Source organism: Halalkalicoccus tibetensis, assembly GCF_037996645.1.
In the GTDB taxonomy this organism is placed as follows: Archaea; Halobacteriota; Halobacteria; order Halobacteriales; family Halalkalicoccaceae; genus Halalkalicoccus; species Halalkalicoccus tibetensis.
In genome coordinates this window covers 370,536-389,884 of record NZ_JBBMXV010000003.1, presented here as the reverse complement: position 1 = coordinate 389,884, position 19,349 = coordinate 370,536, and the positions used below count along the sequence as shown (strand labels likewise).

The 19,349-nt window shown below is 68.1% G+C and carries 22 protein-coding genes; 8 read left to right on the top strand and 14 right to left on the bottom strand.

Annotated features, from left to right (window positions below):
* Nucleotides 1-4: 4 nt before the first annotated feature.
* The 7 genes from WOA58_RS10540 to WOA58_RS10510 all read right to left on the bottom strand — a co-directional run bounded on the left by WOA58_RS10540 (nucleotide 5) and on the right by WOA58_RS10510 (nucleotide 5,756).
* Nucleotides 5-331 carry a V-type ATP synthase subunit F gene (locus WOA58_RS10540; protein WP_340604154.1) on the bottom strand — a complete coding sequence of 109 codons (327 nt, stop codon included), beginning with the start codon at nucleotides 329-331 and terminating at the stop codon, nucleotides 5-7.
* Nucleotides 328-1,401 (bottom strand): V-type ATP synthase subunit C, encoded by a 1,074-nt coding sequence (locus WOA58_RS10535; RefSeq protein WP_340604153.1) that lies wholly within the window; start codon nucleotides 1,399-1,401, stop codon nucleotides 328-330. The genes WOA58_RS10540 and WOA58_RS10535 overlap by 4 nt, the downstream gene beginning before the upstream one ends.
* Nucleotides 1,398-1,979 carry a V-type ATP synthase subunit E gene (locus tag WOA58_RS10530; protein WP_340604152.1) on the bottom strand — a complete coding sequence of 194 codons (582 nt, stop codon included), beginning with the start codon at nucleotides 1,977-1,979 and terminating at the stop codon, nucleotides 1,398-1,400. The genes WOA58_RS10535 and WOA58_RS10530 overlap by 4 nt, the downstream gene beginning before the upstream one ends.
* Before the next feature lie 20 nt (nucleotides 1,980-1,999).
* Nucleotides 2,000-2,266 carry a F0F1 ATP synthase subunit C gene (locus WOA58_RS10525; protein WP_390220885.1) on the bottom strand — a complete coding sequence of 89 codons (267 nt, stop codon included), beginning with the start codon at nucleotides 2,264-2,266 and terminating at the stop codon, nucleotides 2,000-2,002.
* 21 nt (nucleotides 2,267-2,287) lie between these two features.
* Nucleotides 2,288-4,525 carry a V-type ATP synthase subunit I gene (locus tag WOA58_RS10520; RefSeq protein ID WP_340604151.1) on the bottom strand — a complete coding sequence of 746 codons (2,238 nt, stop codon included), beginning with the start codon at nucleotides 4,523-4,525 and terminating at the stop codon, nucleotides 2,288-2,290.
* Entirely contained in the window at nucleotides 4,512-4,844 is a 333-nt protein-coding gene (gene ahaH / locus WOA58_RS10515; RefSeq protein WP_340604149.1) for an ATP synthase archaeal subunit H, read from the bottom strand. The genes WOA58_RS10520 and ahaH overlap by 14 nt, the downstream gene beginning before the upstream one ends.
* A gap of 63 nt (nucleotides 4,845-4,907) precedes the next feature.
* Nucleotides 4,908-5,756, bottom strand: a complete 849-nt coding sequence (locus tag WOA58_RS10510) for an SDR family NAD(P)-dependent oxidoreductase (RefSeq protein WP_340604148.1) — start codon at nucleotides 5,754-5,756, stop codon at nucleotides 4,908-4,910.
* A gap of 88 nt (nucleotides 5,757-5,844) precedes the next feature.
* Here WOA58_RS10510 and WOA58_RS10505 point away from each other — a divergent pair, with 88 nt between their 5' ends.
* The gene (locus tag WOA58_RS10505; RefSeq protein WP_340604147.1) at nucleotides 5,845-6,465 is read left to right on the top strand and encodes a methyltransferase domain-containing protein; all 621 of its coding nucleotides are present in this window, start codon (nucleotides 5,845-5,847) and stop codon (nucleotides 6,463-6,465) included.
* 24 nt (nucleotides 6,466-6,489) lie between these two features.
* Here the strand turns inward: WOA58_RS10505 and WOA58_RS10500 are convergent, their stop codons facing one another.
* Entirely contained in the window at nucleotides 6,490-6,948 is a 459-nt protein-coding gene (locus tag WOA58_RS10500) for a type IV pilin N-terminal domain-containing protein (RefSeq protein ID WP_340604146.1), read from the bottom strand.
* Nucleotides 6,949-6,971: 23 nt separating this feature from the next.
* Nucleotides 6,972-8,210, bottom strand: coding sequence for a DUF7096 domain-containing protein (locus WOA58_RS10495; RefSeq protein WP_340604145.1), 1,239 nt, complete (start codon nucleotides 8,208-8,210; stop codon nucleotides 6,972-6,974).
* 141 nt (nucleotides 8,211-8,351) lie between these two features.
* On the opposite strand from WOA58_RS10495, the gene WOA58_RS10490 reads away from it, so the two are divergent.
* The 4 genes from WOA58_RS10490 to WOA58_RS10475 all read left to right on the top strand — a co-directional run bounded on the left by WOA58_RS10490 (nucleotide 8,352) and on the right by WOA58_RS10475 (nucleotide 12,270).
* On the top strand, nucleotides 8,352-9,464 hold the full coding sequence (locus WOA58_RS10490; RefSeq protein ID WP_340604144.1) for a DUF7345 domain-containing protein: 1,113 nt from the start codon (nucleotides 8,352-8,354) through the stop codon (nucleotides 9,462-9,464).
* Nucleotides 9,465-9,500: 36 nt separating this feature from the next.
* Nucleotides 9,501-10,277, top strand: a complete 777-nt coding sequence (locus WOA58_RS10485; protein ID WP_340604143.1) for an electron transfer flavoprotein subunit beta/FixA family protein — start codon at nucleotides 9,501-9,503, stop codon at nucleotides 10,275-10,277.
* Nucleotides 10,278-10,335: 58 nt separating this feature from the next.
* Nucleotides 10,336-11,289, top strand: coding sequence for an electron transfer flavoprotein subunit alpha/FixB family protein (locus tag WOA58_RS10480; RefSeq protein ID WP_340604142.1), 954 nt, complete (start codon nucleotides 10,336-10,338; stop codon nucleotides 11,287-11,289).
* A gap of 171 nt (nucleotides 11,290-11,460) precedes the next feature.
* Nucleotides 11,461-12,270, top strand: coding sequence for an alpha/beta fold hydrolase (locus WOA58_RS10475; RefSeq protein ID WP_340604141.1), 810 nt, complete (start codon nucleotides 11,461-11,463; stop codon nucleotides 12,268-12,270).
* 111 nt (nucleotides 12,271-12,381) lie between these two features.
* Here WOA58_RS10475 and WOA58_RS10470 read toward each other — a convergent pair whose 3' ends face one another.
* Nucleotides 12,382-12,939, bottom strand: coding sequence for a cupin domain-containing protein (locus WOA58_RS10470; RefSeq protein WP_340604140.1), 558 nt, complete (start codon nucleotides 12,937-12,939; stop codon nucleotides 12,382-12,384).
* A gap of 111 nt (nucleotides 12,940-13,050) precedes the next feature.
* Nucleotides 13,051-14,331, bottom strand: a complete 1,281-nt coding sequence (locus WOA58_RS10465) for a cation:proton antiporter (protein ID WP_340604139.1) — start codon at nucleotides 14,329-14,331, stop codon at nucleotides 13,051-13,053.
* A gap of 86 nt (nucleotides 14,332-14,417) precedes the next feature.
* On the opposite strand from WOA58_RS10465, the gene WOA58_RS10460 reads away from it, so the two are divergent.
* Nucleotides 14,418-15,056, top strand: a complete 639-nt coding sequence (locus WOA58_RS10460) for a hypothetical protein (RefSeq protein ID WP_340604138.1) — start codon at nucleotides 14,418-14,420, stop codon at nucleotides 15,054-15,056.
* 77 nt (nucleotides 15,057-15,133) lie between these two features.
* Here the strand turns inward: WOA58_RS10460 and WOA58_RS10455 are convergent, their stop codons facing one another.
* A complete protein-coding gene (locus WOA58_RS10455; protein WP_340604137.1) occupies nucleotides 15,134-15,886 on the bottom strand; it encodes a YqjF family protein in 753 nt (250 codons plus the stop codon).
* A gap of 89 nt (nucleotides 15,887-15,975) precedes the next feature.
* Between WOA58_RS10455 and WOA58_RS10450 the strand changes: the two genes are divergently transcribed.
* A complete protein-coding gene (locus tag WOA58_RS10450; RefSeq protein ID WP_340604136.1) occupies nucleotides 15,976-16,818 on the top strand; it encodes a polyprenyl synthetase family protein in 843 nt (280 codons plus the stop codon).
* A gap of 57 nt (nucleotides 16,819-16,875) precedes the next feature.
* Nucleotides 16,876-17,178: a hypothetical protein gene (locus WOA58_RS10445; RefSeq protein WP_340604135.1), complete on the top strand. Its 303-nt coding sequence runs from the start codon at nucleotides 16,876-16,878 to the stop codon at nucleotides 17,176-17,178.
* 4 nt (nucleotides 17,179-17,182) lie between these two features.
* Here WOA58_RS10445 and WOA58_RS10440 read toward each other — a convergent pair whose 3' ends face one another.
* Complete coding sequence (locus WOA58_RS10440; protein WP_340604134.1) at nucleotides 17,183-18,268, bottom strand: DUF373 family protein; 1,086 nt, start codon at nucleotides 18,266-18,268, stop codon at nucleotides 17,183-17,185.
* A gap of 47 nt (nucleotides 18,269-18,315) precedes the next feature.
* Nucleotides 18,316-19,332: a zinc-dependent alcohol dehydrogenase family protein gene (locus tag WOA58_RS10435; RefSeq protein ID WP_340604133.1), complete on the bottom strand. Its 1,017-nt coding sequence runs from the start codon at nucleotides 19,330-19,332 to the stop codon at nucleotides 18,316-18,318.
* Nucleotides 19,333-19,349 lie beyond the last annotated feature (17 nt).

Here is a 19,349-nt window from a genome sequence, read left to right as displayed (position 1 = left end):
TAGTTCAGTTGTCTTCGTCCATCAGGTCGATACCGATCGCGCGCTTGATCTTCTCGCGCAGCCCGCCGCTGCCCGCGCCGCCGCCGAGCATGACGAACGTCGGTTCGACGCTCGTCTCGACGTTCTGTCGGAGCTTCCGGGGCAGGTGGTCGAGGTCGTCCTCGTGCATGATCGCGATGCCGACGTCGTCGTTTCGAAGCACGTTCGAGACGGCCTCGTCGAGCTCCTCGTCCTTCCGCTCGTCGGGGACGTTCTCGAAGACGCGCACCCCGGCCAGTCGGAAGCCGGTCGTGAACTCGGGACTGCCGATGACTGCGATCTCCTGACTCATAGGATCACCAGCTCCTCCGTGATCTCCTCCTCGCTCAGTCCGGCCTCCCGTCCGCGGGCGATCGCCCGGATGTTGTCGACCTCGCGCTCCTTGGCGAGGATGTACGACAGCACCGAGGCGACCGTCATCGGGTACCGGTTGGCGAGCCGGTCGGCGTACGCCGACAGCGCCGTATCGAGCGCGTGCTCGAATGCGATCAGGCTTTCCGCCTCGCGCAGCTGCGTCAGCGGGTCGGCCAGCCGGCTCCCGTACTTGCTCTCCTCGATGCGCCCGAGCAGCTCGTCGCGGTTCGCCACGAGCCCGGACATCTCCCGTTGCTCGAACAGCGTCCCGCCCTCGATGAAGTACTCGCCGGGATCGATGTCCGCGCCCGTCCGCGCGAGCCGCAGCGCGTTGCGGGCGTTCCGGAAGTCGATCTCGGCCTGCAGGAACTCGACGTACTGGGCGACCGGGTCGTCGGGCTCGTGGCTCACCCGACCGACGTTGTCGAGGATGTGCTCATAGTAGGTCCGATCGGTGGCGTTCTCGAGGGGCACGAGGGTGTCGGTCTCCTCGTAGTCCTCGTAGGCCCTCTGGAGGGGTTCCTCGAAGATCGTTCCGTGGAGCCCCTCGACGACCTGTTCGATCGAGTTCGCCTCGAGCAGCCGGTCGAGCTCCCGATCGGAGAACTCGCCCGCGCGGATCAGGTCGGACTCGATCTCCTCGTGGTCGGCGTCGGCGTAGATCCCGCGGATGATCGTCTTGACGTTCCAGGCGTCGAACTTCCGCAGGTAGTTCGCGATGAACTCGTAGAGCCGTCCCTCGGCCCAGCGAAGCAGGTCGTCGAAGTGTTTCGCGAGGTTCGTATGCAGCGCGTACTCAATCAGGTCGACGCCGCTGTGGCGCGCGCCGAGCGCGTTGATCTCCTCGTCGTACTCCGTCTCCTCCATGAACCGTGCGATCTCGCTGGGGCCCATCCGGACCAGCTTGCGATACTCCTCGTCGTCGAACAGCGCGGCGCGGCGAGCCCGAACGCGGGCGTTCACGTACTCCGGGTTCGAACTCCCGATCGTTCGCGTTCTGGGGCTCATTGCTCGAACAGACGGTCGCTAGCCTCTTTGAGGTTGTCCTCCCAGACCGTCTCGAGCACCGAATCGAACGTGTTGTTCACGCGGATCCGCGATCCCTCGCTCTCGGCGACGACGCCGCCCAGACAGTCGTACTCGCCGGCGTACGTGTAGCCGTCGTAGGATTCGAGCAGCGCGGCAATGAGCGCCTCGTCGTCGGTCCGTCCGTAGACCTCGACCGACGCCCCCTCGTCGAACTCCGCCGCGGTCGCTGCGATCAGTTCGTCGGTGAGCTCCTCGCGGCGCTCGCCGTCGATCGACGCGATCGATTCCTCGACCCGTCCGCGGACGTCCTCGAGGACGTTCCGGCGGGCTTCGAGGCGTTTCTGTTTGGCCTCGAGGTTCGCACTCGAGAGGCGCTGCTCGCGCTCCTGGGCGATCTCGCGCTCGACCTCACGCTGGCGCTCGAGGCGGATCTCCTCGGCCTCCTCCTCGGCGTCGGCGATGATCGCGTCGACGCGCTCGTCGGCGTCCTGCTCGATATCGCGGGCACGCGCGCGGGCTTCCTCCCGAATGTCCTCGACGACCGTTTCTAAACTCATTGATGAAGGGAAAGGGCGGTTTAACCGACGACGAACACGACGACCAGCGCGAGGATCACGAGCGTCTCCGGCAGGACCGTAAGGACCAGTCCCAGCCCGAAGAGGCTGCGATCCTCCGCAATCGCGCCCATCGCCGCGCTCCCGATGCCACGCTCCGCGTAGCCCGCGGCCAGCGCCGCGAGACCGACCGCCAGCGCCGCCGCACCCTCGGCGTCGAGGGCCGGGCCGCCGTTCTCTGCTTGTAGTGCGATCATCGTGTCCGCCAGTGCGTTGGTAGCTTCGTACATTGATTAGGTTGGGTTATCGTGTTACTCCGTCGTGTGAGTTCGATCGTATCCGAACGGTTCGTAATTCTCCCCACCGCCGTCATAAAACTTCCCAAAGAACTCGACGTATTCGAGGCGTACGCCCTGTAGACCGGCACTCGTGATACCAAGTATCAGGACGAGGATGTGGCCGACGACGAACACGAGCGCGCCGGCGACGAACGTCGCCGCCGCGACCGCGAGTCCGGCGTCCGTCGAGATGATCCCCGGGAACATCAGTTCGGCCCCCTGCGGGGCGGTGGCGGTGGAGGCGTCGAGGAAATGCAGTCCGGCGTCGTCCTGGTAGGCGCCGACCACCAGCAGGTTGACCACGAAGGCCATCCCGGCCTTCGCGAGCAACACCGCGGCGACACGGGCATAGGAGACGACGTGGACGAGCGCGTTGACGCTCTCGATCAGTCCGGCGAGGCCGCCGACCATCGGCCCCTCGTGGCGGATCTCGCCGGCGATCATCGAGACCATCCCGACCAGGAACAGCCCGACGCCGGCGAGCCCGACCGTGGCCGAGAAGCCGCCGAAGCCGAGCGAGACGGGGTCCCCGTTGAACACCGTGAACAGGAAGTCGGGCTTCGACGCGCTGGCGGAGTGGCTGAACACCCACGTCCAGACCCCGACGATCATCAGGATCCACGAGGCGTTGTCGAGGTACGCCGGGACGATCCCCTCGGCCTCGAGGTCGTTGACGAAGCCGAAGAGAAAGCCCAGCGAGAGGTGGACCACGCCGATCAGCAGGCTCACCACGAGCCACAGCAGCGCGAAGCTACTGTCCAGACCCTTCTCCAACGGGGCGTACGACAGCCCCGCGATGTCCTGCCAGAACACGTACGAGAGGGTGTGGAAGCCGAACAGCTCGCCGTAGAAGAACCCGAAGATCGTCGTGAAGACCCCACACCAGATCGCCACGCCGCCGAGGCTCCTGATGCCGGGGCTCTCGAAGAACCGATAGAGACCGTAACCGAGCGCCATATACAGGAAGCCGTAGCCGACGTCACCGATCATCAGCCCGAACATCGTCGGGAACGTCAGGAAGAGGATGATCGTCGGGTCGAGCTCCGAGTACTTGGGCCGGTTGACCGCCTGGACCAGCATCTCGAACGGTTTGACGACCGTCGAGTTCTGCTGGACGACCGGCGGCTCGTCGCCGTGCATGCTCCGCGTCTGTCCACCGTCCGAACGGACCTCCGCGGGCTCGCCCTCGCCGTCGGCCGCGGCGGGCTGGCGATCGGCGTCGCCCGCGTCGCCGGGCTCGTCGTCGTGGGTGCCGTGGCCGTGACCCGCCGCCGCCTCGTCGTAGTCGACGCGCGCGAGCTCCTCGCACTCGACGTGCTCGCCGACCTCCTCGTGGAGGGCGGCCTCGAGCTCGTCGTAGCGGCTCGTCGGGACCCAGCCCTCGGCGATGAACGAGCGGTCGGTCGTCGCGAACGACAGCGGCACTTCGGCCTTCTGCACGTCGATCGAGAGCTGCTCCTCGACCGCGAGCAGGAAGCCCGCGGCGTCGAGCTTCAGCTCCTCAAGCTCGTCGTCGACCTCCTCGAGCTTCGCGTCGATCCCGGCCTTTCGCTCCTCGAGGGTCGCGACGTACTCGTCGGGGCCCGTCTCGGCGTCGGGAACGGTCAGCGGCGCCGCCTCGACGCCGACGAGCGCGTCCTCGAGGACGGCCTCGTGGCCCTCCTCGGGGTAGACGAAGAGCGCGACCACGTTGGCCTCGGCGAAGGTCTCGAACTCCTCGATCCCCTCGGCCTCCGAGAGCGCCTCCCGGATCTGATCCTCGCGGCCCTCGACGACCCGGGTCTCGAGCGAGTCGTAGCCCGAGAGCAGGTCGAGGTCGATCCCGAGCTTCGCGAACGGGCGCATCGACGAGAGCCGCTCGTCGACCTCGCGGCGCTCCTCGCGGAGCTCGCTTCGTCGGTCGTCGAGCTCGTTGACGCGGGCGCGGACGTCGGCGATCTCGGCGTCGACCTCCTCGTCGGAGACGATCCGGCTCGGGCCGGCGTCCTCCTCGTCGACGTCGAGGATGCTCTCGATCGAGCGCACCGTCACGAGCGTCTCGGAGATCGACTCGGCCTCCTCGCCGGGGTCGCCGGGCTCGAAGCCCGCCCAGGAGCCGTCGTAATCGACGACGTGGAGCAGCTTCAGCCCATGAACCGTCTCGATGACCTCGTCCATCACGCGCTTGGACCCGGTCACCGAGACCTTGCTCATTCGCTCAGGTCTGAGCATGCACCGCCTCCTCGAACCTGGAAACGACGAACTCGACGACCTCGTCGACGCGGCCTTCCGAACGCGACTCGAGGGCTTCGCGTTCCTCCTCGCCGGCGGCGAGGATCTCCTCGCGTTCGGCGTCTATCTCCTCGCGCGCCTCGGCGAGGCGTGTTTCGGCGAGCTCGTTCGCCTCCTCGCGCGCCTCGTCGCGGATGTCCTCCGCTTGGGCGCGGGCCTCGGCGATGCGCTCCTCGCGCTCGCGTTCGGCCTCGGCGACGATCTCGTCGGCCTCCGCTTCGGCCTCCTTGATACTGTCCAGAACCTCTGGCCTCGGCATGCTGTAATCAGTCGGAAGGTTGCATGACGGGCTATAAGGTAGTTGCGAAACCGTAACGCTTGATCAGTACGTCAGCGTGTAGCCGCCGTCGAACAGCAGGTCCCCGCCGTCGAGAAAGCGCCCGTGTTTCGAGAGCCCGAACGCGAAGACGTTCGCCACCTCGACGGGGTCCATCAGCTCCGTGACCCGCGCCTCGCCGAGCATCACGTCCTCGACGACCTCGCGCTCGGTGATCCCGCGGCTCTCGGCGGTGTCGGCGATCTGGTTCACCACCAGCGGCGTCTTCACGTAGGCCGTGCTCAACGAGAACGCGCGCACGTCGCCCTCGCCCTCGGCGGCGATCGACTGGGTCAGCCCGCGAAGCCCGAACTTCACGACGTTGTAGGCGACCTTGTCCCGGGTCACGTAATGGCCGTGGATCGAACACATGTTCGCGACCGCACCGCCGCCGGCCTCGCGCATGTGTGGCAGACACAGCTTCGAGAGGACGAGCGGCGCGCGCAGCATCAGCCGGTGCATCAGGTCGTACTTCTCCATCGGGAACTCCTCCATGGGCGCGACGTGCTGGATCCCGGCGATGTTCGCGAGATACCTGATCTCGCCCTCCGCGCTCGCGGCCTCGACGATCGCTTCCAAAGCACTGTCGTCGGTCAGGTCCGCGGTCGTGGTCTCGATCCGGCCGTCGAGGCCGAGGTCGGCGTGGCGGTCGGCGGTACCCGTGAGCCCCTCCTCGTCGATGTCGGTCGCACAGACGGTCAGGCCGTTGTGTGCGAGCGCGAGCGCGGTCGCCCGGCCGATCCCCGAGCCCGCGCCGGTGACGATCGCGACGGAATCGGGCGAGAACCGGTCGTCGGGGACGAGGAGGACCTCCTCGCGGGTGAGCTCCGGCGCTTCGATCTCGTTGCGTGTCATGGATACCCGCACGACGGCCCCCTCCCTGTGTATTTCGGTGGGCCGGAAGTGTGAGGGATTATATGAACACGGGTCAAACGAGGCGACAATGGGAGTCCTCGAAGACAAGGCGCGCGCGCGGCTGTTCTACAAGTACCTCTCGAAGGTCTACGATCGAGTCAACCCCTTCATCTGGAACGAACAGATGCGCGGGCAGGCCCTCTCGATGCTCGACATCGAGGAGGGCGACCGGGTGCTCGACGTCGGCTGTGGGACCGGGTTCGCCACCGAGGGGCTGCTCGGACAGACGAGCGACGTCCACGGCCTCGATCAGAGCCCCCACCAGCTCGAGAAGGCGTGGGCGAAGCTCGGCAAGCACGACCCCGTGAAGTTCTATCTGGGCGACGCCGAACGCCTCCCCTTCGCCGACGACAGCTTCGACGTCGTCTGGTCGTCGGGCTCGATCGAGTACTGGCCCGAGCCCGTCGAGGCGCTCCGGGAGATCCGGCGGGTCACCAAGCCCGGCGGCGAGGTGCTCGTCGTCGGCCCGAACTATCCGAAGACGGGGATCATGCAGACGGTCGCCGACTCGATCATGCTCTTTTACGACGCCGAGGAGGCCGACCGGATGTTCGCCGAGGCCGGCTACGAGGACGTCGAACACCGACTGATGGGCCCCTCCTACGACCCCGACATCGCGATCACCTCCGTCGCACGCATCACCGAGTGAGCGCGAGCGGCCGGGAGACGCGGGTCACCGGGCGGTGGTCTCGACGGTCGCGATCGGCAGGCCGTCCTCGTGGAGCCGGACCGTGACGGCGCTCCCGGGCTCGGGATGCGGACCGTTGGTCGTCCCGGCGATGACGAAGGAGGTCGATTCGCCCTGGTTCCACTCTGAATCGGTCCCCGGGTTGAGCGCCCCGTTGGGGTAGCCCGACAGCCCGCGCTGACTTCCGTAGCTCGGCTGCGTCTCGAGGGGGTCGCCGTCGATCGCGACGGCGAGCGACAGCTCGCGCATGTCGAGCGGGCCGCCCCGCTCGAGGGTGAGCGTGATCCGGTCGGCCGCGGCGTCGGCCTCGCCGCCGACGACGACGATCGAGGCCGGTTGGGCGGGCTCGTAGGCGAAGGCCATCACGCCAACGACGGCACTCAGGCCGATCGTACAGGCGATCAGCAGGACGACGCCGATGACCGGGGAGATCGCTCGAGCCACGCCCCCGATGGACCCGTCATCGTTTATGAACGTTCGTCGCCGGAGACGCTGATGTCGCTCTGGCTCACGACCCCCTCGGTGATCTCGACGGTGACTTCGGCCTCCCCGACGGTGGCGGTGACCGTCACCGAGCTCCGCGGGGCGACGAACCAGAGGGTGCCGTCGTCGGTCTCGCCGACGGCGCGGTCGTCGAGTTCGATCTCGCCCGAGAGGGGGTCGCCGGTCTCGGCGTCGGTCAGCGTCGCCTGCGCCGGGCCGCCGGGCAGCGTCCCGCTGACGGTCAGCTCGACGCCCTCGTCGGTGTCGCTGCCGACGGTCGTGGCGTCGATCCCGCCGAGCCGGAGCGTCTGGGACTCGCGGTAGACCTCGCCGGTCCCGGTGTCGAGATACGTCGTCAGACTCCCCTGTGCGTGGTTCCCGATCCCGCGGTGAGTGTTCTCGCCGACCTCGCTGTAGCTCCAGCGGGCCTCGGGGAATATCGAGGGGTAGAGCTCGGCGATCCGGTCCTCGGACTGGCCGAGGCTCGCATACTGGGCCTCGGCATCGGGCTCCCGGTTGTCGTCGCGGTAGGCCTCCCGGTGGAACTGATCGCCGTCGACGAGCGCGAGGACGACGCCGTTGCCGTCGCTCTCGACGTGGACCCGTTCGGGGTCGGTCTCGCCGCGCAGCATCTCCGCGACCCGCTCGCGGACGGGCCCCTGCATGGTGAGCGTCTCGACCTCGAGCTCCCCGATCTCCGAGCCGAGGGAGACCTCCGGCACCTCGTCGGCGCTCTCCTCGAGGCGCGAGACCGACTCCTCGAGCATCGCGGCGTTGGTGTGGACCACCGCGAGCTCGACGAGCAGCTCGTGTTCGTCGATGTCGCCCCCGTAGTAGCCCACGTAGGCGGCCCGCTCGTGCTCGCGGAGCTGCGAGATCTCCGCGGCGATGCGGCCTTCCTCCTCGCGAACGATCGCGCGCTGCTCGGCCTCGGAGTCGGCGTTCTCGATCCGGACATCGACGTGATGGTCGTCGTAGCGGGCCTCGAGCCGGTCCGAGTCGCCCTCGAGGGTCGCGCCCACGTCGACGGTGACGTGGTCGTCGCCGCTCACCGCGGGCTCCTCGGAGAGGGCGAGCCAGTCGATCGATCCGGCGTCGACGGCGGCGTACTCGCCGCCGGCCCCGTCGATGCCCGCCTGGGGCCCGACCGACCCCGGAACCGCGATGGCCGGCAGTGAGCAGATCAGCAGGGCTGCGAGCAGAAACGGGAGCAGCCGGGTCATGTGCCCCCATACCCCTTCTACTACAAAAATCTACTCGACATGTATCAATGCCACAACCGTCAAAATAATTATCTTAGATCTTTGTCCGCTGTTTCATTTAGCATGGAAAGCATTTTCTCCCCCCGGCTACCAGGCTACTGCATGCGGATGTCCGCCGTCGTCGTCCTCGGTCTCTGTCTGGTGGTCGCCATCGGAGGCCTCGCGTTCGGTGCGGAGTCGGCGGCGGGCCAGTCGAACGGCGTCGAGTCCGAGGTCGAGAACGGCTCCCAGACGATCGAGATCTGGCTCGACGAGGACGGCCACGCGGACGTTTCGGTCTACAAACAGTTCGGGCTGGAGACCGCCGAGGACGAGGAGGCGTTCGACCGCCTCGCCGAGGACTTCGAGGACGGCGAGGCCGACGGCGAGCTCTCGGCGGAGACCTACGAGCGGGTCGCGGCCGGGGCGAGCGAGGAGACCGACCGCGAGATGACGATCGAGGACGTCGAGCGGGAGACCGAGGCGACCTCGAACACGGGGACGCTCCGGCTGAACTTCGTCTGGAACGGGTTCGCCGACGCCACCGACGAGCGGGTCGAGGTCGGCGACGCCTTCGTGATCGACGGCGAGACGTGGCTACCCGCGCTGTCGGACGACCAGCGGCTCGTCATCCACACGCCGGAGGGGTACGCCATCGACAGCGCCGACGAGGCGTCGATCGACGACGGAACGCTCGTCTGGGAGGGCCCCCAGAGCTTCGATCCCGGCGAGTTCGAGGCGACGCTCGTCCGGAGCGAACCGTCGGAGGACGGGTTCTCGCTGCTGACCGTCGGGCTCGGGCTCGGGCTGGTCGCGACGATCGTCCTGTTGGTCTACGTGCTCTCGCGGCGCGAGGGCGACGAGTCGTTCGTGCCGGCGCCGACCGGCGGGGGCCGCGGGTGGATGGCGCTGCTCACCCCCGCTGCCCGGACGGACGATGGCTCGGCGACGCACGATCCCGAACCCGACCCCGATCGGGAGCCGGCGATCGAGCCTGAGCCCGATCCCGACCCGTTGGCCGACGTCGACGAGGACCTCCTCTCGGACGAGGAGCGGGTCCTCCGGCTGCTCGCGGCCAACGACGGCCGGATGAAGCAGGCGTCGATCGTCGTCGAGACCGACTGGTCGAACGCGAAGGTCTCCCAATTGCTCTCGGCGATGGAGGAGGAGGGCGAGATCGAGAAGCTGCGGATCGGCCGGGAGAACCTCATTACTCTCGCCGACCGGGAGGGCTAGGAAACGTTTAGGAGTTCGGGGTCGGAACCATCGACCATGAAGGTTCTCGTGACCGTCGCGGAGGTGGCGACCGTCGGGGACGACTTCGAGATCGACGGTACGGCCATCGACGAGCGATACCTCGAATACGATCTGAACGAGTGGGACGACTACGCGATCGAGGAGGCCGTCCAGCTGAGCGAGGAGGGGCTCGCCGACGAGGTCGTCGCGGTGACGATCGGGCCCGAGCGAAGCGAGGAGACGATCCGGATGGCGCTGGCGAAGGGGGCCGACCGCGCGATCCGTGTCTGGGACGACTCGATCGACGGGCTGCTCGACGTGGCCGCGAAGACGGGGATCCTGCGGGCGGTCGTCGAGGAGGAGGAGCCCGATCTGATCCTCTCGGGCGTCCAGACCGGCGACGCCATGTTCGGCGCGACGGGCGTCTCGCTGGCCGCTGCGATCGACTACCCGTGGGCCGCCGTGGTCAACGATCTGGAGCTCGAGGACGGGACCGCACACGTCCACCGCGAGCTCGAGGGCGGCGTCGAGGAGCTGACCGACGTCGAGACGCCCGCGGTCCTCACCATCCAGACCGGGATCAACGAGCCCCGCTACGCGAGCCTGCGGGGGATCCGCCAGGCCCAGAGCAAGGAGATCGCCGTGAAGGGGCTCGCGGAGCTGGGGATCGAGGCGGTGGCGAGCGACCTCACGGTGACCGGGATGTACGAGCCCGAGGTCGAGAGCGACGCGACGATCTTCGAGGGCGACGCCGGGGACACCGCCGTCCAGCTCGCGAGCGTGCTGCGCGAAAAGGGGGTGGGCGCACAATGACCGACGGTGCACGCCCGGCGCGCACCGACTGCATCATTCTCACGGACGGTGAGAGCCGATGACGGACGTCCTCGCGATCGCCGAGCACCGTCGCGGCGAGCTCCGGGACGTGAGCTACGAGCTGATCAGCGCCGGCCGCGGGCTCGCCGACGACCTCGGCGGCGAGCTCCACGTCGCGGTCGTCAGCGGGCAGGTCGAGGAGTTCGCCCGCCGGCTCGACCGGGAGGGCGTCGACGTCGTCCACACGGTGTCCGACGGCGAGGAGTTCAACCACGGCGTCTACGTACAGGCCGTTGAGGCGCTCATCGAGGAGCTCGACCCGACGGTGCTGCTGATGCCCAACTCGGTCAACGGGCTCGACTACGGGCCCGCGGTCGCGAACAGGCTGGGGCGGCCGCTGGTGACCGACGTGGTCGACGCCTCCTTCGACGACGGGCTCGTCGCGACCCGCGAGATGTACGGTTCGAAGGTCGAGACGACCGTCGAGGTCGGCGGCGACCGGGTAGCGGCCATGATCCGCGGCGGCGAGTGGCCCGGAGCGAGCGGCAACGGCGACGCCGAGATCCGGGAGTTCGAGTTCGAGGTCGACGAGTCGGCCGTCCGGACGTCGGTCGCGGGCTTCGAGGAGGTCGCCGGCGGCGACGTCGACATCGCGGACGCCGAGGTGCTCGTCTCGGTCGGCCGGGGCATCGAGGAGGAGGAGAACATCGAGCTGATCGAGGAGCTCGCGGACGCGCTCGACGCGACGCTGTCGGCCTCCCGACCGATCGTCGACAACGAGTGGCTCCCCCCCAACAGGCAGGTCGGCCAGTCGGGCAAGACCGTCACCCCCGAGGTCTACATCGCGATCGGGATCTCGGGCGCCGTCCAGCACGTCGCCGGGATGAAGGGCTCGGAGACGATCGTCGCGATCAACACCGACCCGAACGCGCCGATCTTCGACATCGCGGACTACGGGATCGTCGACGACCTCTTCGACGTGGTGCCGGCGCTGATCGCCGAGTTCGAATAAGCCCGCCCTGTGTCGCCGGGGTCCTGCTCGGGCGCGGGCTACTGGGTGCGAACGCGACGATCGAGGAGGTGGCGACGGTCCCGGCCCGAGCCCGTTTTGGAAGCCGGGGATCCCCGGGACGGGGTCGGTTCGACGGTAGGTTTTTGTCGATCACCCGTCTCGGTACGCATAATGATTCCTGGAGAGACAGGACAGCTTCTCGAGGAGTTCCCGTACGTCCGGGTGGGCGACGGCCCGCGGACCCTCGTGTTCGTTCCGGGCGTGACCGACCCGTTGTTCGACGGGAACTACCCACGGATCGCCGCCCATCTCTTCCGTCGGTACTACCACCGGTTCGCCGACGAGTACACCGTCTACGTGATCAGCCGCCCGCGCGGGCTCGAGGCGGGCAAGACGATCCGCGACATGGCCGACGACTATGCCCGAGCGATCGGCGAGGAGTTCGGCTCTGCGACCGTCTGGGGGCTCTCGATGGGGGGCTGCATCGCCCAGCAGCTCGCGGTCGAACACCCAGAGTGCGTCGAGGAGCTCGTCCTCTCGGTCACGGGTACCCGGCTCTCGGCGGAGGGCCGCGAGCTCACCGACCGGATGCGCCGGCGGGCCTACGACCACGACTGGCAGTCGATCCGCGCGATGGTCGCCTCGGAGATGTTCCCCGACTGGCGGCGGTACGTCTACCCGCCGCTGACCGCGTCGGTCGGGCGGTTCACGCTCCCGAAGCCGGCGGTCCCGTCGGACGCCTGGATCTCCACCGAGGCGGTGCTGGACTACGATGGACGAAGGAGCATCGGGAGGATCGACGCGCGAACCCTGGTGATCGGCGGCGAGCGGGATCGCTTCTTCCCGCCCGCGATCCTCGAGGAGACCGCCGAGGCGATCCCCGGCGCCGAACTGGCGGTGATCGAGGGCGCGAAACACGGCGTCTTCTACACCCACAAGCCGAGCTTCGAGAATCGGATGCTAACGTTTCTCAGGGGATGAAGGGCGGATCGACGTGGTCGTCCGATCGGTAGAGAAGACGGTCACGGAGGGGGCCGCTGACGCACCGGGACGGTCCCGATCGGTCGATTCCTCCCCCATCGGAGCCCGTGCCTACGGTTCCGGTTCGCTACGGCGAGGATCGCTCGCCCGGTAGCCGGCGAGCCGGCCGACCGGGGCGACGACGCCCGCGAACGCCCGCTGGATCGGAAACGGGACGGCGTCGAAGTAGATGTCCTCGTGGAACTCGTCGACGAGCACCGCCAGTCCGAGCGGCCCCGGAATCCCCCACCGGTTCGTCTTCCCCTCCCGCGCGAGCGCGAAGACGGTCTCGAAGAACGCCCCGATGTCGGATCCCGGGCGGATCTCGATCACGGCATGCACCTCGTCGTCGCCGTCGTTCCAGACGGTGTGAGGGGTCTCGGGGAGGACCGAGAACCGCGTTCCCGGCGTCGCCGTCCACTCGTCGCCCGCGATGCGGACGCCGAGGCGCCCCGACCGGACCTCGAAGCGTTCCTCCTGGCGGGGGTGGACGTGGTCGATCCGGCCCGTCGCGAACCCGCCGGGTTCGAGGTAGTAGTCGAACCGAATCGGCGAGTCGTTCGCGTCGGTCCCCCGACGGAACTCGATCCGCTCGCCCGTCACCGGGTTCTCGATGCGTTCGCGTGTCATCGCCTCCGACGTAGACCGGGAGGCGGTATAGAAGTAGGTGACGCCGTACCGAATCGACTGAACGGACACGACTTCAGCGATCGGCACACCCCGAAGGATGGCGGGGCGGTTCTAGCTGGGACTCCCCTCGCCTAGCCGATGTTCGACGATCGGGGTCGCACTCAGCCCATGAACCACGACCGAGACGAGGATGGCCAAGCCGGCGATCGCCCAGATGAGATACGGCTCGTTGAAGGGCGCCGAGTTCAGCCCGTGTGCGAGGTAGTAGAACGTGCCGATCCCCCGAACGCCGAAGAAAGAGATCGCCAATCGATCGGTCCACTTTCGCTCAAACCCGAGCAACGCGACGATCCCGGCGACCGGCCTGATGACGAACACGATCACGACGGCGACGACGATGGCCTGCCATGTGAGAGGTGCGAACAGGCCGCTCGCGATCAATCCCCCGAAAAGGATCATGATCGTCGCCATCAGCAGCTGCTCGCTCTGTTCTGCGATGTCGTGGAGCGGTTCGTGGAATTCATGGCGGCGTTCGTAGTCCCGGAAAGTCACCGCGGCGATGAACACCCCGATGAAGCCGTAGCCGCCGGCGAACTCGATGGCGCCGTAGACGATGAACATGACCGCCAGTGACTCAAGCCCAAGCATCGACTTCGCCATGGGCGCGTCGACCGGCAGCGCGAAGACGAGTCTGGCGAGCAGCCAGCCGAGGCCGATCGCGCCGACGATCGCGATGCCCACCCGAAACAGCACGTCGACCAGCAGCCATTCGCCGATCCAGTTTCCGGGGGCAGCCCCGACGAGCGCCATCAGAATCGCCAGGTTCGTGAAGGGAAACGCGAAACCGTCGTTGAGTCCCGCCTCGGAGGTGAGCGCGAATCGAACCTCGTCCTCGCCGCCGGCGGCGTCCTCTTTTCCTTCCTCCTCGGTACTCCCCTCGGGCCCTTCGACCTGTACCTCGCTGGCGAGGACGGGATCGGTCGGCGCCATCACTGCCCCGAGCAGCATCGCCGTCGGGATGGCGAGACCGATCCCCCACCAGCCGACCAGCGCCACGAGCCCGATCGTCACCGGCATCGTGATGGCGAGCAGCCGCCAGGTCGACATCCAACCGCGCAGACTCGGCGGACGGTCGATCTTCAGCCCCGCGGTCATCAGCGCGATGATCACGCCGAGCTCGGTAAGTCGTTCGACGAAGTGGCCCTGTTCGATCGGATGGAGCTCAGGCAGACCGAGCGGAAGTGAGAAGACGACGAGGCCGAAGAGGAGGAAGAGAACCGGCGCCGAGATCGGCCGCTCGGAAATGACTCGCGGCAGGAGCGCGACGCCGAGCAGCGCGAGACCCACGAGTAGCAGAACGAGATCGTATAGTTCGAAGATTTCCAGAACCATGCGAGCAGTTTTGGACGGACCGTTTAGTGTCCATAGCTTGCGCATGAAGGCTCTCACCTTTCCCAAAGAAGGGCCCAATATCGGGTATGGATCGACGCGACGCGTTGAAACAGGCGGGTCTCGCCCTCGGAGGACTCCTCGCGCTAAGCGGCTGTACCGAGGAGGCGCTCGAGGACGCAGAGGCCGAACCGCCGTTCATCGAGGACTCCCCGCTCAGCCCGGAAGAGGCCGATCTCCCGGTCGACCGGACGCATGCTATCATCGTGGAGGGTATCGAGGCGGCGGACGCCGAGATCGAGGACGTCAAGTCGTTCGAGAGGTATCTGGTGGATCAGGGGCTTCTCGTCGAGGAGGTGCTTGAAACGGAAAGCATCATCGAGGCGCCACTCGAGGAGGTCGACGAGGAGCCCGAGGAGGAGGTCATCGACGAGGGGGACGTCGAGGAAGGGCCCGTCGAGGTGCCGATCGTCGAGCTCGAGTACGTCATCGAGGAGCAGGTCGAAGAGGGAACGGTACAGACGATCGGGATCGTCGCGGGGGCGTACGCCGCGCTCCTCGAGGCGAGCCACGACTCGGAGCTGCTGGAAGCGAACATCCTCGACCCGGCCGACGTACCGTTCGGCTCCTACGAGATCGAGGGGACGTGGGCCGAAGAGTATACCACGGGCGAGATCAGCGCCGCGGAATACGGCGATAAGGTGCTGACGACCGTGGAAACGGACTGAGGGGGAGGGCGGAACGACGGGTCAGGACGACGAGACGGGCACGGGTGACGGGGTTGGAACGGGGGATCCAGATCCCCTCAGCCGTCGAACCGGTCGCGGACCGCGGCCAGCCGGTCCGTGAGGCCGCCGTTTCGGTCCCGTCGTTTGCTCCGGGTCGTCACGACGTCGACGCCGGGGCTGTAGTAACAGACCGGATCGGCCTCGGGGTGGTCGAACCCGTTGGCCTCGAACAGCGTGTTCTCCGCGACCCCCATCGTCGCCGGATAGAGCGTCCACGGTTCGTGGGCGACGTCCGTATGGCGAACCGCGCCGTCCATCCCCTCCGTGTAGAGCCGGCGGCGTTCGGTCAGGAACGCGGCGCGGCCCCCGGGTTCGGGCGTGAAGGGCTCGCCGTCGGGGCCGTAGCTCGCCTCGAAGTGGGCCGGGCGGTCGCCGGGATGCAGTCGCCGGTTCGAGAAGGCCATTTCGTCGCCCGTCCACCGACAGTTCATCCGAGCGTAGTAGTAGGGGAGGCGATGCAGCAGGCGCGCACCGAGGACGGCCGCGACGCTCGGCGCGTCGAGGCTGAAGAAGTAGACCCCCGGCTCGCCCTCGTGGGTGACGTAGGTCCGCAGGTTGAGCTCGGGGAGGTCGATCCCGACCCGTTCGGGAAGCCCCCGGGGGCGGGTGTCGACGTTGACGAACGGGACGACCGTCAGCCAGCCCGCCCCGTCGTAGGTCTGGACCGACAGCGCGTCGGGGAGGTGGGCGTCGAGCCGGTCGGGGTCGATCGGCCAGTTGGCGAACAGCAGGTGGCGCCACTCGAAGGCGAGGGGGATCGAGAACTCCATACGCCCCCTACGGAAGCGGCTCGGTTAACTCCGGTGTCGGCGTCCCCGATCCGTCATCTACTTGCCTCGAGCCCCCTGAAGACCCGGTAATGGAGTATCTCGAACGTCGGCGGGCGCTCGTCGACGAGCGCCTGGAGGCCGTCGTCGGCGGGGTCGAGCCCGACGGGCTGGCCGACGAGGTGGGCCATACGGCCCTGTCGGGCGGCAAGCGGGTCCGCCCGACGGTCACCGTCCTCGTCTGCGAGGCGGTCGGCGGCGAGCCGAGCGACGCCGTCGACTTCGGGGTGGGCGTCGAGCTGGTGCACAACGCCTCGCTGGTGATCGACGACATCATCGACCGGTCGGACGTTCGACGGGGCGTCGAGAGCGCCTGGGCGAAGTACGGCTACGGCCCGGCGATCATCGGCAGCGACGCCCAGCTGGGCGAGGCGTTCGCGCTGTTCTCGGCCGATCCGCGCGCGATGCAGGCGGTCACCGAGGCGATGGTCGAGCTCGGCGAGGGCGAGGCGACCGAGCTCGCCGACCGACCGGGGAGCGAGGAGGAGTACATGGAGCTCGCCCGGCGGAAGACCGGCGCGCTGTTCCGGGCGGCCGCCGAGCTGGGCGCGATCGGCGCCGGCGCCGACGGCGTGACCGTCGAGGCCGTCGGCGAGTACGCCGAGCGCGTGGGGGTCGCCTTCCAGATCCGCGACGACGTGCTCGACGAGACGGCCGACCCCGAGGAGCTGGGCAAGCCTACGGGCCAGGACGACGAGATGGATCGCCCCTCGCTGCTGCGGGTCACGGACCTCGACCCCGAGGAGGCCAACGAGCGTGCCCACGACCAGTCCGAGGCCGCACTCGAGGCGCTCTCGCGGATCGAGGTCGCCGACGAACAGGCCTACGAGTACCTCCGCGACCTCGCGGAGTTCGTCGTTATTCGTGAACAATAGCCCAGTTTTTCCGGTGGGCCAACGGACTTTTACCCGTCGTTCCCCTTCATCCATCCAATGACGCGATCCGTTCACGCGATCGATCCCGATAGCCCACCCGACAGGAAGACGACGCTGTTCTGTCCGGCCTGTGACCACCAGAGCCCGATCGACGGGGACTGGGTCGTCCGCGAGCACACGAGCAGCATCGAGTACCGCTGTCCCGACTGCGAGGCGCTGCTCACCGAGCGCAAGCGAGAGTCCGGACACGAGCACGAGCACGACCACGATCGAGCCCCGTTGGTGCGGGCGTGGTCCGCGTGGGTCCGCGCGGCCAGCGCCTGGTTCCGCCGACCGAAGCGCCTGCGCCTCCGCGCCTGACGGCTCAGGTCGGCTCGGCCCGGCGTTCCATTCTCGACTCCGCGATGGCGAAGGTCAGCGTGCTCGCCAGCCCCAGTAGGGTCCCGATCGTGAGCGCGATCGCCACGTAGGGGAGGTCCTGGTAGTCGAGCACGAACGCGCTGACGGCATACAGCACGACCGCGATCGAGATCACGTAAAAGGGCGCGTTGAGGTAGCGCCACTCGAAGCGATCCGCGAGGTACTCGTCGGTGATCTGGCCGAGGCTGGAGGTGATACCGGCGGCGGCGAACCACTGGATCGCGCCGTAGACCAGCGCGGCGATCACCTCGATCGCCCCCATCGACATCTCCGCGCGGGCCGCCTCGAGCGATTCGAGCCCGTCGACGCCGCCGATGAAGAGCAGGGCCGCGGCGACGACGTACGTGATCAGCGTCACCCGACCCGTATAGAGCAGCCGGCGACCGCGCTCGGCGAGCTCGTCGACGGTCTCCTCGAGGCCAAGTCCCCGAAACAGGACGTAGAGCCCGAGCATCGCCGAGAGCACCCCGAGGATGCTCCCCGGCAGCCCCAGCAGGTCGGCGACGGCCACGAGCGGGTAGATCAGCAGGAGGATCCCGAGAGGAATGAGGATCGTTCCCCTGGTTTCGGGGTCGTTCAGCACCTGCTTGATCGTGTAGTACATCGACTCGAGGTCCTGGGCCTGGCGGACGACGACCCGGCGGACGCCGTCGACCGGCACCCGCGAGCGGATCACGGGGATGACGCTCTCGTCCTGGGCGCCGTCGGTGACGATGATCGCGGAGACGGACTCGCCGGTCGCCAGGCCCGCGAGCACGCGGTCGAGCTCGTCGCCGACCTCGCGGTTGGCGCTGACGTCGGCCTTCGCGTTGCCGGTGATGGCCGCGACCTCGACGGCCTCGCCCTCGCTCGCCAGCTCGTCGTAGAGGTGAACGCCCTGGAAGACGACGTTGACGTCGGAGTCCTCGGGGTCGGCGGTGGCGAGCGCGACGGCGGCGGCCTCGCAGGCCTCGCGGCCGACGACCGGGGTGTCGAAGCCGGTCTTCCGGCCGATGTCGTCGTCGAGGTCGACACACAACACCAGCAGCATCGGGTGGGGCTACGCAACCGGCGGATAAGGACCTTCGGGGACGGGCCTCAGTCGAACGTGATCGCGACCTTGCCCTGATGGGCGCCATCCCGGACGTAGCGGTAGGCCTCGCGGGCCTCGTCGAAGCCGAAGGTCCGGTCGATCTCGGGACGGATCCCCTCGCTCTCCATGGCCGCGAGCATCCGCTCGAAGGCGCCGCGGCTGCCGACGCTCACGCCCCGGACCGACAGCGGGGTGTTGAGGATCGGCGCGGGATCGACCTCGCCGGAGATCCCGGTGAGCACGCCGATGAGGTGAACCTCGCCGTCCGGGCCGGTCGCGCGGATCGACCGTTCCAACGTCCCCTGGCCGCCGATCTCGATCACGTGATCGACGCCGCTCTCGGTCATCTCCTGGACCGCCTCGCCCCAGTCGGGGGTCTCCTCGTAGTTCAGGGTCCGGTCGGCGCCCAGCTCGCGGGCGCGTTCGAGCTTCGCGTCGCTCGAGGAGGTCACGATCGTCTCGGCGCCCTGGGCCGTGGCGAACTGCAGGGCGAACGTCGAGACGCCGCCCGTTCCCAGACAGAGCACGCGCTCGCCGGCGGTCAGCTCGCCGTGCTCGACCAGCGCCGTCCAGGCCGTGACCGCCGCGCAGGTCAGCGAGCCCGCCTCCTCGCTCGAGAGGTAGTCGGGCAGCTCGACGAGCCCCTCGGCGGGGTAGGAAACGTACTCGGCGAGGGTGCCGTCCATGTTGCCCCCCGGCGAACGGCGGTTGTCCCCCGGCGTCAGCGGCCCGTCGACCCAGTCGGGGAAGAACGCCGTCGCGACCCGGTCGCCTTCGTCGAACCTATCGACGCCCGCTCCCAGCTCGACGACCTCGCCGGCGCCGTCGGAGAGAGGAATCATGGGAAGCTCCTCGCCGGGATAGGAGAAGTCGGTGCTCGCGATCGCGACGTCGCGGTAGTTGAGCGCGCCGGCCTCCATCCGGACGAGCGCCTCGCCAGGCCCGGGTGTCGGGCGTTCGCGCTCGGTCCGAACGACTCCCTCGAACTCCTCGTCGACTTCTCGGATCTCGTATGCCTCCATGATGAAACGCGTCGGCG

Coding starts and splice junctions, on each gene's coding strand:
- WOA58_RS10540 (WP_340604154.1), bottom strand. CDS start 331: ATGAGTCAGGAGATCGCAGTCATCGGCAGTCCCGAGTTCACGACCGGC.
- WOA58_RS10535 (WP_340604153.1), bottom strand. CDS start 1,401: ATGAGCCCCAGAACGCGAACGATCGGGAGTTCGAACCCGGAGTACGTG.
- WOA58_RS10530 (WP_340604152.1), bottom strand. CDS start 1,979: ATGAGTTTAGAAACGGTCGTCGAGGACATTCGGGAGGAAGCCCGCGCG.
- WOA58_RS10525 (WP_390220885.1), bottom strand. CDS start 2,266: ATGTACGAAGCTACCAACGCACTGGCGGACACGATGATCGCACTACAA.
- WOA58_RS10520 (WP_340604151.1), bottom strand. CDS start 4,525: ATGCTCAGACCTGAGCGAATGAGCAAGGTCTCGGTGACCGGGTCCAAG.
- ahaH (WP_340604149.1), bottom strand. CDS start 4,844: ATGCCGAGGCCAGAGGTTCTGGACAGTATCAAGGAGGCCGAAGCGGAG.
- WOA58_RS10510 (WP_340604148.1), bottom strand. CDS start 5,756: ATGACACGCAACGAGATCGAAGCGCCGGAGCTCACCCGCGAGGAGGTC.
- WOA58_RS10505 (WP_340604147.1), top strand. CDS start 5,845: ATGGGAGTCCTCGAAGACAAGGCGCGCGCGCGGCTGTTCTACAAGTAC.
- WOA58_RS10495 (WP_340604145.1), bottom strand. CDS start 8,210: ATGACCCGGCTGCTCCCGTTTCTGCTCGCAGCCCTGCTGATCTGCTCA.
- WOA58_RS10490 (WP_340604144.1), top strand. CDS start 8,352: ATGCGGATGTCCGCCGTCGTCGTCCTCGGTCTCTGTCTGGTGGTCGCC.
- WOA58_RS10485 (WP_340604143.1), top strand. CDS start 9,501: ATGAAGGTTCTCGTGACCGTCGCGGAGGTGGCGACCGTCGGGGACGAC.
- WOA58_RS10480 (WP_340604142.1), top strand. CDS start 10,336: ATGACGGACGTCCTCGCGATCGCCGAGCACCGTCGCGGCGAGCTCCGG.
- WOA58_RS10475 (WP_340604141.1), top strand. CDS start 11,461: ATGATTCCTGGAGAGACAGGACAGCTTCTCGAGGAGTTCCCGTACGTC.
- WOA58_RS10470 (WP_340604140.1), bottom strand. CDS start 12,939: ATGACACGCGAACGCATCGAGAACCCGGTGACGGGCGAGCGGATCGAG.
- WOA58_RS10465 (WP_340604139.1), bottom strand. CDS start 14,331: ATGGTTCTGGAAATCTTCGAACTATACGATCTCGTTCTGCTACTCGTG.
- WOA58_RS10460 (WP_340604138.1), top strand. CDS start 14,418: ATGGATCGACGCGACGCGTTGAAACAGGCGGGTCTCGCCCTCGGAGGA.
- WOA58_RS10455 (WP_340604137.1), bottom strand. CDS start 15,886: ATGGAGTTCTCGATCCCCCTCGCCTTCGAGTGGCGCCACCTGCTGTTC.
- WOA58_RS10450 (WP_340604136.1), top strand. CDS start 15,976: ATGGAGTATCTCGAACGTCGGCGGGCGCTCGTCGACGAGCGCCTGGAG.
- WOA58_RS10445 (WP_340604135.1), top strand. CDS start 16,876: ATGACGCGATCCGTTCACGCGATCGATCCCGATAGCCCACCCGACAGG.
- WOA58_RS10440 (WP_340604134.1), bottom strand. CDS start 18,268: ATGCTGCTGGTGTTGTGTGTCGACCTCGACGACGACATCGGCCGGAAG.
- WOA58_RS10435 (WP_340604133.1), bottom strand. CDS start 19,332: ATGGAGGCATACGAGATCCGAGAAGTCGACGAGGAGTTCGAGGGAGTC.